The organism is Treponema sp. UBA7570 (assembly GCA_002477955.1).
Lineage (GTDB): Bacteria > Spirochaetota > Spirochaetia > Treponematales > Treponemataceae > Treponema_D.
Genome location: DLLE01000043.1, coordinates 1 through 10,673, shown reverse-complemented (window position 1 = coordinate 10,673; position 10,673 = coordinate 1). Strand labels below are relative to the sequence as shown.

The window sequence follows — 10,673 nt, the reverse complement described above, 5'->3', positions numbered from 1 at the left end:
GTTTGTGAGTTGCTGCAAATCTTTGTCAGCGCTCAAAATCAGACAATGCTGTCCTTTTTTGTCGCACTGCCTTGCAATTGTTGCAACTACATCGTCTGCTTCGTAGCCGTCAACTCTCAAAACTGGAATTCCAAGCACTTTTAAACATTCCTCAATCATTGGGAACTGCGCTTTTAGCTCTTCCGGAGTTTTTTGCCTTGTTGCCTTGTAATCTTTGTATGCAAGATGCCGGAAAGTCGGCGTCCGGCTGTCCATTGCCGCAATAAAATACTTTGGCTTAAAATTCTTTATTAAAATGCTTAAATTTCTAAAAAAACCAAAAACTGCGCTTATGTTCTGTCCTTTTGAATCTGTCAGCGGCCGGCTAAAAAAAGCATAATATTCTCTAAAAATTAAACCGTAGCTGTCCAGAATAAAAACTGTGTTTTCGTCAATAAAATTTGCCATTCGTGTTTACCTTAAAATAAAATTTTTTCTATTAAAGTATAAATGTTATTAAGAAAAACTTGAACTGATTTTTAGAGGCCGGCCTTCCATTTCGACTGTTATGTCTGCAATTTCCTTTGCTTCTGATTTTTCGTGCGTTACAAAGATTACTGTTTTTGGACTTTCGCTCAAGAGTTTTTTTAGGGTTTGCTCGAGGGATTTTTTGATTTTTTCGTCCAGCGACTGAAAGGCTTCGTCCAAAAGCAAAATTTTTGACGGAAAAGCGAACGATCGGGCCATTGCAACTCTCTGTTTTTCGCCGCCGCTCAAATTTTGAGTTTTTTCGTCTTTGCGCTCAAATAATCCTGTGGCTTTTAAATATTTTTCTGCAATTTCTTCTGCTTTTTTTGCTCCGAAAATATTAAAAAGAGGCAGAAAAACGTTTTGAAAAACCGTGAGAGAAGGCAAAAGCCGCGGTTCCTGAAACAAAAACGAAACTTCCGGGTTTGTAAGCGCAATTTGCGTCAAAAGCGTTGTTTTTCCGCTTCCGCTCGGCGCAAGAATTGCCGTAATTTTGTTTTTTTGGAATTCATAATTGAAATTTTCAAATAAAAGTTTATTGCCTTTTTTTATCGTAAGGTTTTTGATTTTGACAGAAGTTGAATTCTGTTCTGTTTGATTTTTTTCGCAAGATTTTTTTTGAAAAGATTCTGTTTTTTTGTTTTTTGATATTTTTTTTGAAAAATCCGGAGAAGTCAGGGTCAAAAAAAGTCTGTCAAACGCTTTATGCAAAATTTTTTCAAAGGCGAACGAAAGAAAAACGAGCATAATTGTAGTTGCAAGAAGAGCTGAGCTTTCGAGCTGGACCTGCGCATTCTGTAAAATTGCTCCGAGCGCTTTTTTTGGAATGCTCAAAACTTCTGCTGCGGCGACAACTTTCCAGCTCATTCCAAAAGTTGAAAAAATTCCGCTTTCGATAAAATTCTGGAGTTTTGGAAGGACGATAAAACGGATTTTTTGAAATTTTGTGAGCTTAAAGACTTTTGCCATAAAAAAAAGTTTTTTGTCTTCTGCGTTAAAATCAAGTCCAGAACTTACAGCAGCGGTCATAACCGGAAAAGCCATTAAAACTGCGCTAAAAATCGGCACAAAATCTGAATTAAATACAAAAACCGCAAGCAAAATAAACGAGACTGCAGGAACTGAACGGATTAAGGAAAGCGGAAAAGCTATAAATGCCTTAAAAAGCGGGAAAATTCCGGAAAGAACTCCGGCAGTAATTCCCAAAAAAACAGAGATAAAAAAGCCCGCAAAAACGCGGAGCGAAGAAAAAAGCGTGCTCTGCCAAAAGTCTCGTGTCGCGCACAGTTCAAAAAATTTAGAAATAGTTGCCGTAAATGTCGGAAAAACGAGAGGATTTTTTGCAAGAACGGCACAAATTTGCCACAAAAATGCGAAACTCAGGATTGAAATAAAATTTACAGTTTTTTTGTTCATTTTAGAGAAAAATAAAAATCGTCGTCAGGAAGTTTTCCTCCGGTTGACTGCGGAGATTCCTGTAAAAAAACAGAAAGAATTGATTCAATCTGCTTTTTTGCCGTCAGCGAATCCTGCCAGATAAAATTTGCGTTCGGAATTGACTTTTCTGCAACAGCCGCTTTTAACCCCAAATTTGCTTTTTCTGCAAGAATTCCTGCTTCCTTTGGATTTTTTACAGTCCACTCGTTCGATTTTGCGTAGAGAGCGGCAATTTTTTTTATGAGCTTTTTGTTGTTTTTTGCAAAATCTGCATTTGCGACTAAAAGCGTCATTGGAAAAGTTTTTTCTGTAAGTTTTTCGTATTCTGCCTGAATATTTAAAATGCGTTTGACTTGCGGAGACTTTGTCTGGGCAACTGTTGCAAAAGGTTCCGGAACGAGAGCAAACTCGATTTTGTCCGAGATTAAGGCCGCGGCGATGTTTGCGTTAGGAATTGAAAAATCCAGATTTACCTGATTTTTCAGTCCGTTTTTTGAAAGCAGATATTTTAAAATGAATTCGGGAGTCGCGCCTTGTCCTGCGCATTGCACTGTTTTGCCTTTGAGCGATTCCAGAGAAAAATTTTGCGGAAAGCCTGTTTTTGAGAGAAGATAAAGGTTTCCGTTTCCTGTAACTCCAAGGCAGACGATTTTTTTGTTTGAAGAATTAAAGACTTTTGCAGCAATGTTTGGAGGAAGAAAACCTATGTCTAGCTCTCCTTTTAAAAGTTTTGGAAGTTCTGTTTGAACAGAAGCGCAGTTTTCAAAGGCGAGATTTTTGACTTCGGAACTGTTTTTGTTTTCTATTAAATAAGCGCATGGAATTGCAGAAGGTCCGTTTAGAACTCCTATGCGCACTTGTTTTTGCTTTGCAAATGTTGAAAAAACTGATGATAAAATAACAGAAACTGTCAAAATTTTCTTTATTTTTTGTGAATTTAAATTTTTGAAAATTTTCATAAAAAACTCCGTAAATGTACGCCGGATTGCAGCGGCGCAAGGCGTTTTAAGGCGGCGGTTGCGCTTTTGCGAAAGCGTCGCCTTAAAATGAAGCGGAAGCGGAACCGCGAAAAGCCGGTTTTTGAATGGACTGGAACTTCGGAGCAAGAAAATGTGCGGTACTTTAGGAAGTCTTCGTCCAAATTTTAAATTTGCTCTTTTGCAATTTTTTCCATGTCGGCTTTTTTAGGAATTCCGTCTGCATCTGGTTTTGAGCCGGAATTTGCATAAAGAGTTAAAAGTCCGTTGCCCAAATTTGGGTTTGTGATTACTCCTGGACCTGCAATACAGCCTCCTTCGCAGGCCATAACTTCGATTAAATTAGGGCAGTTTTCTGGCTGAGGAAGTTCTCCTGCGCTGATTTTTCCGTAATTTGAAAGAATTTTTATTTGGTCTTTTGTTAGTCCGTTGATTACGAGCGGGCGGAGAATTGACTGGTCTTTGAGGCGAATTTTTACGCTCTGTGCAACGCCGCCACTTTTTGCAAAATTTCTGCCGGAAACTGTAGGAACGTATTTTTCTGGTTTTTCCGGAGATTTTGAAGGTTCGATTTGTTTTGCCGCAAAGAGAGCGTTTATTTCGTCAACTGTAAGAACATAGTCCACTGTGTCTGAATCCATGCCTTCGCGTTTTTTTGCAAGACAAGGACCGACAAAAACTGTAACGCAGTCTGGATCGGCTTTTTTTGCAAGCATGGCTGTGTAAATCATTGGAGATTTTGTTTCGGAAACGCATTTTGCCAGCTGGGGAATATGGATTTGAACGGCGCGTACATAGGCCGGGCAGCAGCTTGTTGTCATGATTTTGTCTCCGCTCTTCATCCTTTCTGAAAATTCTTCGGCTTCGCTGTCGGCTGTCATGTCTGCTCCGGCGGCAACTTCCCAGACTTTGCTAAATCCTGCCTCTAAAAGAGCGCCGTCGAGTTGTCCGGGTTTTAAGCCTTTGAACTGTGCTCCGATTGCAGGCGCGTACATGGCGACTACTTTTTTGCCTTCCATTATGTTTTTTATAACGTCAAAAAGCTGGGATTTTGCCATCATTGCGCCGAAGGGACAGTTTGCCATGCATTTTCCGCAGAAAATACATTTTTCGTAGTCGATTTGTTCCCTTCCTTCCGAATCTTTTGCAATCGCTCCGACCGGGCAGGCTTCTTCGCAGGGAACAACTGTTTTTATGATTGCGTGGTATGGACAATTTTTTAGGCAGAGACCGCAGTTTATGCATTTTGAAGTGTCGATTTTTGCCCTGCCGGTAACTTCAATTGCCTGACGCGGACAGTTCATCTTGCATGGACGGGCAAGACAGGCCTGGCAGGCGTCTGTCACAAAGTGATGAGGTTTTGCACAAGCGTTGCAGGCGTTTTTGTACATTGTTAAAACCGGCCAAGTTGGTTTTTGTCGGCGGAATGCCTGCTTTACGTAATCTGCGAGCGGCTTTTGAGGGTCGTAGTCTTCGAGTGAAAATCCGAGGTCTGCAACGATGCGGGCACGGACAATGCTTCTGTCGTTTTCGAGCGAGCCTGTAACAGGAATTGTTCCGTCTGGAACAACTTTTTCTGGAATAAGTTCAATCTGGCTGACTGTTTTTGAATCTGAAAGTTTTTCTTCTAACTGCAATTTTACAATTTCGGCAAGGACATTTTTTTTAAGAATTGCCATGTTGTTGTTTGTGTTAAGCATAAAAGTTACCTCATTATTTTATAGTGTATCACTTTTTTTAAGACTTTGAAGTTTTTATAAAACGATATTTGAAAAAACTGTTTAAAAAATGCTTTGATTTTATTTAAACCGAATGTTATTTACCTATTGTGTGATGCGGAAGAAATTTGTTCTTGATATAATACATCTTATGATTAGAGAAGAAATTAAAGATGAAGAATTGTTAAAACACTTGAAGTCTATTCACAAAGACGAAATGACTATTTTTGTTATGGCTGACGGCCGGGTGCGCGGCGCTTTTTTGAATGGAACCCGGCTTGTGAATCAAATGCGCGCCAACCAGCATCTTGGAATTCTTGAAACTCTCGTGCTTGGCCAGGCTGAACTTTGCGCAGCGCTTATGATTCCTACGATGAAAGGCAGGGAACACGTTTCTCTGCACTACGAGTCTAACGGTCCTGCCGTTGGTTTTGGAGTTGAAGCGGATTCTTCTGGATATGTGCGTGGACATTTGCTTCAAAATCCAATTCCTGTCGAAAAACCTCTTGAAAACTGGGATCTTGCTCCATTTTTTGGAGAAGGCACTTTGACTGTCCGGAGAATGGGCGAGGGAATGAAGGCTCCGCAGGTTGGAATGACAGAAATTCTCTACAAAAACATTGCAAAGGATTTGACTCATTATTTTGCTCAGAGTGAGCAGATTCACACCGCTTTTAACACCAGCATCCAGTTTGACAGACAAGGACGTGTAATTGGAGCAGGCGGAATGTTTCTTCAGGCTCTTCCAAAGGCAGGCGGAAAATCTTCTGTAAAAACTGAGCAGGTTGAAAACGACATTGACTCAAAGGATGATGAAGATGAGGAGCTCCTTATAAGGGTTGAAAATGCCTTTAGCGCAATGCCGTCAATTGGAAAATGGTTTAGCGACGGCGGCGACATGGAAGACGTAATTTACGGACTTTTCAGGGAATTTAATCCGACGGCAGTTTTGAGCCGCGAAATTATTTTTGACTGTCCTTGCAGCGCAGAGTATTACGCACGGCAGATTAAGGCTCTTCCAAAAAATGAACTTGCCGATATTCTTGCAAACGATCCTGATCCATTGGAAATTGTCTGCCACAACTGCGGTTCAACTTATAAAATTCCAAAATCGATGCTTGTGTAAGTTATGATTCTGTAAGAATCTGCCGATACTGTCGATAGAAAGCCTCTGAAAATTTATATTTTGAGGTTGCTCTGTAATTAAATAGAAACTCTGGGCTTTTTGTCTGGTCGAAAAGAGGGTTGTATGTTTAAAGCGCGTAGACGAATTGGTCTTACTCTGGTTTATATTTTTCTTTCGTTGATATTTCTTTCTCTGGCTGTTTTTCTTGTGCCGCAGACTAAAATTAACGACTTTGTTGATTATTCAAATACGTTTCCTACGACCGTAACTGCGGTTTTGTTCTGTGTTTTAATCATGATTGCAAGTACGCTTTATTCGATGGTTCGTCTGCATCTTGAAAAAAGCACGATGAGAAGCGGCGAAACTGCTTTTTTGACGGAATTTACCGATAAGCTGCGTCTGTGCTATTCAATGGAAGATTTTTACAACCTGATTGCAGATGTTTTGGAAGTAAAGGCCGACTGTTCTGTTTTGTACATTAACCGTATGACAAATTACGTTCTCTACAATTCACCAAACCGGCTTAGTTCAGATCCTGCGAGAATGGAACTGCTCGAAAGAAATTATTCGATTGACTGGGAAGAGGGAACTTTCTTTTTAGGCGACAATTTCGGTATTGTTTCTAAAAGCCGTAAGTCGCGGGGTTTTTTCATTTCGTCTAAGGGTTTTCATTTTTTTGTTTTTTGTCGTTACACAAAATATTTTGATATGGAAGTTTTTCCAAGGCTTTACGAGGAATTGGGACGTTTTCAGCTGCGCGCGGAAACTATTTCCAGTCTTTCTGAAATTTCTGAGCTTTCAAAGGAATGGGAGCAGCTTGCAGAAACTCAGCGTGCCTTTTTGCCGCAGAGAATGCCGGAAGTTGACAGGGTTAAACTTGCCGCATATTTCCGTCCGCTGATAAATGTTTCTGGAGACTATTATACGGTTCTTCCGATTGACGAGCACAAAACTCTTGTAATGCTTGGAGACGTTTCTGGAAAAGGTCTTGCGGCGGCCCTCGTCATGGGACTTGTAATGAACACGGTAAAAATCAAGGAAAACAAGGAAGATTTGCCGGGCATGATTATGGCGATCGACAAATCCATTAAAGACATGCACCTTCAGGATAAATATACTGTTTTGTTCATTGGAATCATCGACACTCAAAAAATGACAATTCGCTATGTAAACGCTTCTATGTCCGATCCGATTATTGTAACCCGTTCTCCGGACGGCTATAGAATAAAATCTCTTTCTTCAAACTGTCCGATTGTCGGAATTATTCCTATTGACGAAGTTGAAGTAAGCGAACAGCGTCTTTTTTCCGGAGACCTTATTATGATGGCAAGTGACGGTGTTTCTGAAGTTATGAATGCGGACAAAGTTGAATTGGGTGATACACAGCTATTTACTGATACGATAAAAAAAAGCGCCTCTAAAGAGCCGCGCGAGTTCATAAAAGATATTACGGATCTTGTTTTTAGTTATAATGCGGATACTCGCCTTCACGATGACCTTACAATGCTCGTTGCAAAACTTCAGGGCTAGGAGAAATTGTTATGATTTATGTTGTTCTAAACCTTGTAATGGCGGCTTTTGCCGTTGGCCTTGCATTTTATATCGATCACCGTTCTGCAGAAAACGTAAATAATCCTCTTACGACAATGTGCGTTTATCTTGCAGTTTCTTGTGTTGCAATAGCTCTTATGTTATGGTCTACTTTTTACGCATCAGACCGAATGCCTCTTCTGTTTTTCCGCCTTGCTCTTATTGCGGCAACAGTTTATTCAATTGATTTTTGTGTTTACTGTATTTTGTTTCCTTCTTATAACCGTCCAGCTGTTGTAAAGACGATAAAATGGGGGTTGGTTCTGGTTTCTGTTTGGTTTGTCTTTACTCAGATTACCGGAATTACAATTACAGAATTTCTTGGTTTAAGCGTTGATTCTAAGCCTCTTTTTAAAGGACAGCTTACAAACTATTTTCCTGTAACTTGGTTTGAAGTTTTTCAGGCGCTTCTTTTGATTGGATGTCCTGTTCTTTCCGTTTTAATTATGATTTTGCGTGCAGAAAACCGCGATGACCGTCTTAACATGCAGAAGTCGCTTTTGAACGTGCTTGCGCTTGTTGCCGGCTGGATTTCTTTTTGGGTAATCAAGCAGGCCTGCGGGCGCGTTCCAATGTTTTCTTCTCTTGTTTTTGTTGCAGTCGCAGTTATTCAGGTACTCCTTTCTTATAATTCTCATCAGAACTTTCTGTACGATTTAAAATATGTAGTCGGTGTTTTTGTTACTTTTATTTCCTGCTATCTTGCTCCTGCCGTTGTTGTTGGAATTTTCTTTCCGCGTTTGTGGCCGGAATTTGCCCTGTCGCACTTTGTCTTCTTTTTGGAAATCGGCATTGTAATTGTAGTCTGTATTACAATTTCTTATCAAATTTCGAAATTCCTTGCGAAAAAACAGTATTTCCGCTCTTTCCAGTATGCTGAAGTTTTTGAAGAGCAGCTATCTAAGCTCGACTATGGTGAAGATCCGGAAAAAATTGTTCACGATATGCAGAATATTTTTATTCACAACCTTGGTCTGTCGAAAATGCACGTTTTTGTAGAAAGCGAAAATATTCTCAAGGCGATTTATGAGCAAAACGGAAGTCCGGAACTCACCCTCGACATAAAAAATGCTGTTTTTGACGCAATGCTCAACCAAAACCGCATGGTTGTTTTAAAAAGTCAGGTTGATAACGGACATCTTTTTGAACGCAACAAGCATGAACTGTTAAAACTTTTTGCGGACACTTCTTCTGAAGCCATAATTCTTCTTGCAGAAGGCCGCCGCATTGTCGGTCTTATTACCCTTGGTCAAAAAGCCGGCGGAAACATCTACGCTGACTACGACTTTATCACGTTTACAAAATTCTATTCTTACTTTTTTGTATTCGGTTATTACATGCGCAATATTTCAAATCAGGCAATTGTCGGAACTGTAAACCGCGAAATCCGTATGTCAAGCCAGATTATTACTTCCATTCAGGAAAACATGGATCCAATTAAGAATCCAAAATACGATACCGGCTACATTATGGAACATGCGCACAATATTGGCGGCGAATTTGTCGATTTAATCCGCCTTTCTGATTCGCGGCATATTTTTATTTTGGGCGACTTGAGCGGGAAAGGAATTTCTGCTTCTATGAGCATGGTAATCATTAAGTCGATTATTCGCACATTCTTGCAGGAAACCCGTGATTTTAAGCTTCTTGTTGAAAAAGTAAACAGGTTTATCCGCTACAATTTGCCAAAAGGAACGTTCTTTGAAGGCGTTTTTGCGCTGCTTGATTTTAATGATGACACAATGTATTACATTAACTGCGGAGTTCCAGCCCTGTTTTTGTACACAAAATCTTATAACAACGTAATTGAAATTCAAGGTGAAGGCCGTGTTCTTGGTTTTGCAAAGGATATTGGAAAACTCATAAAAGTAAAAAAAGTAAAGTTGAATCCAGGCGATGTTATCGTTACCTGTACCGATGGTCTTATCGATTCAAAATCTCTGCGCGGTGAAACCTACGGAAAAGAGCGAATCCAGCGTTCGATTACAGAAAATACTTCCTGCATGGCAAATGTGATGGCTCGCACAATGTACGATTCTGCGGCTGATTTTCTTGCAAAAGAACTTGATGACGATGTTTCGATTCTTGTAATCAAGCGTCTTGCAAATAAGAATTAACGGAGGAAGAATCTAAATGGATGCCTTAAAAGTTGTTGAAAAATTCGGTGCAAATTACGTTCTTTATGAACTTGTCGGTGTCGTAAATTCTTATACTCTTGACGAACTGAAAGGCAAGGTTTATACAGTTGTTGTCGATTCTAACCTTGTGCTTGATTTTTCTTCTGTCGAAGCGATTGATTCTGCGGGAGTCGGTCTTATAATGGGTGGATTTAACGAAGCTGAAGAATTTGATCACCGTCTTTATATAATGAATCCTTCGCCGGTTGTGCGCCAGGCTCTAGATGACACAGGTTTTAGCGATACTTTCTATTTTATACATTCAGTAACTGAGGTTATTTAGCTCTTATGAAAAAATCAGTTTTCTCTTCTTTGTGCGCAATTTTGCTGTTTTTTTGCGGGATTTTTGTTTCTTGCGGACAGAAAAAAAACAAACCTGCAGCAACCGAAAATTTGCAGGCTCAAAATCCAGAGCTTGCAAAATTGAACAGGGTTCTTTCTTCGATGAGCGAACGTGCAAAAAATGTAATTCCAAACGGAAATCCTGAAGAATTCCTGGCAGATTTGCATCGCGTTCTTGAAAGCAGAAAAAATTTTTCTTCGGAAGATTTAAGTCCTTTTTATTTAATCGACAAGCGGCATGCGGTTGGCGCTGATTATGAACCGAAGAATTTAGTTCACCTTGAAAAAAACGATTTATTTGCAATCAATAAAAACAATTTGAGCCTTCGTCCAGAAAGTTTTGAGGCTTTAAAAGTTCTTGCTCAGGCTGCAAAAAATGATGGAATTACGCTGACTGTAAGTTCAACTTACCGTTCCTACGAATATCAGAAAAATCTTTTTGCATATTGGGTAAAAGTTGACGGACTTGAAGAAGCAGAACGCGAAAGTGCGCGCGAAGGAACAAGCCAGCATCAGCTTGGAATGGCCTTGGATTTTGCTCCGGTTGATGACGCCTTTGCAGATACAGTTCCGGGGCAGTGGGTTTACAAGAATGCCGCAAAATACGGCTGGAGCTTGAGTTTTCCGAACGGATATGAAGATATAACAGGTTATCGCTGGGAAAGCTGGCATTTTCGCTACATAGGAGTTGAAGCCTGCGAATTTCAAAAAAAATGGTTTGGCGATGTCCAGCAGTTCATGATGGAATTTCTGGATGCATGGGAAGACAATTAGCTGGGCAAAAACATTTTACATTGTT

The 10,673-nt window shown here is 40.0% G+C and carries 8 protein-coding genes and 1 pseudogene; 5 read left to right on the top strand and 4 right to left on the bottom strand.

The genetic code is table 11. The features are described from left to right. The 4 genes and pseudogenes from B4N75_RS05090 to B4N75_RS05075 form a co-directional block, all read right to left on the bottom strand. Positions 1-447: pseudogene (locus tag B4N75_RS05090) on the bottom strand (PIN domain-containing protein); the annotation flags it as partial. Positions 448-495: 48 nt separating this feature from the next. Beyond that, positions 496-1,923, bottom strand: a complete 1,428-nt coding sequence (locus B4N75_RS05085; protein WP_296667572.1) for an ATP-binding cassette domain-containing protein — start codon at positions 1,921-1,923, stop codon at positions 496-498. Then, positions 1,920-2,903 (bottom strand): ABC transporter substrate-binding protein, encoded by a 984-nt coding sequence (locus tag B4N75_RS05080; RefSeq protein ID WP_296667574.1) that lies wholly within the window; start codon positions 2,901-2,903, stop codon positions 1,920-1,922. Before B4N75_RS05080 ends, B4N75_RS05085 begins: the two co-directional genes overlap by 4 nt. A gap of 185 nt (positions 2,904-3,088) precedes the next feature. Next, on the bottom strand, positions 3,089-4,621 hold the full coding sequence (locus tag B4N75_RS05075) for a monomeric [FeFe] hydrogenase (RefSeq protein ID WP_296706751.1): 1,533 nt from the start codon (positions 4,619-4,621) through the stop codon (positions 3,089-3,091). Positions 4,622-4,790: 169 nt separating this feature from the next. Between B4N75_RS05075 and B4N75_RS05070 the strand changes: the two genes are divergently transcribed. From B4N75_RS05070 to B4N75_RS05050, 5 genes are all read left to right on the top strand, one after another. Further along, entirely contained in the window at positions 4,791-5,765 is a 975-nt protein-coding gene (locus B4N75_RS05070; RefSeq protein WP_296021508.1) for an Hsp33 family molecular chaperone HslO, read from the top strand. Positions 5,766-5,888: 123 nt separating this feature from the next. Beyond that, positions 5,889-7,295, top strand: a complete 1,407-nt coding sequence (locus B4N75_RS05065; protein ID WP_296667578.1) for a PP2C family protein-serine/threonine phosphatase — start codon at positions 5,889-5,891, stop codon at positions 7,293-7,295. An 11-nt stretch (positions 7,296-7,306) separates the two neighbouring features. Next, positions 7,307-9,472, top strand: coding sequence for a PP2C family protein-serine/threonine phosphatase (locus tag B4N75_RS05060; RefSeq protein WP_296667580.1), 2,166 nt, complete (start codon positions 7,307-7,309; stop codon positions 9,470-9,472). 16 nt (positions 9,473-9,488) lie between these two features. Further along, a complete protein-coding gene (locus tag B4N75_RS05055) occupies positions 9,489-9,815 on the top strand; it encodes an STAS domain-containing protein (protein ID WP_296021490.1) in 327 nt (108 codons plus the stop codon). A gap of 5 nt (positions 9,816-9,820) precedes the next feature. Continuing rightward, positions 9,821-10,648: a M15 family metallopeptidase gene (locus B4N75_RS05050; RefSeq protein ID WP_296021484.1), complete on the top strand. Its 828-nt coding sequence runs from the start codon at positions 9,821-9,823 to the stop codon at positions 10,646-10,648. The last annotated feature ends 25 nt before the right edge of the window (positions 10,649-10,673 follow it).

Coding starts and splice junctions, on each gene's coding strand:
- B4N75_RS05075 (WP_296706751.1), bottom strand. CDS start 4,621: ATGCTTAACACAAACAACAACATGGCAATTCTTAAAAAAAATGTCCTT.
- B4N75_RS05055 (WP_296021490.1), top strand. CDS start 9,489: ATGGATGCCTTAAAAGTTGTTGAAAAATTCGGTGCAAATTACGTTCTT.
- B4N75_RS05060 (WP_296667580.1), top strand. CDS start 7,307: ATGATTTATGTTGTTCTAAACCTTGTAATGGCGGCTTTTGCCGTTGGC.
- B4N75_RS05080 (WP_296667574.1), bottom strand. CDS start 2,903: ATGAAAATTTTCAAAAATTTAAATTCACAAAAAATAAAGAAAATTTTG.
- B4N75_RS05070 (WP_296021508.1), top strand. CDS start 4,791: ATGATTAGAGAAGAAATTAAAGATGAAGAATTGTTAAAACACTTGAAG.
- B4N75_RS05065 (WP_296667578.1), top strand. CDS start 5,889: ATGTTTAAAGCGCGTAGACGAATTGGTCTTACTCTGGTTTATATTTTT.
- B4N75_RS05085 (WP_296667572.1), bottom strand. CDS start 1,923: ATGAACAAAAAAACTGTAAATTTTATTTCAATCCTGAGTTTCGCATTT.
- B4N75_RS05050 (WP_296021484.1), top strand. CDS start 9,821: ATGAAAAAATCAGTTTTCTCTTCTTTGTGCGCAATTTTGCTGTTTTTT.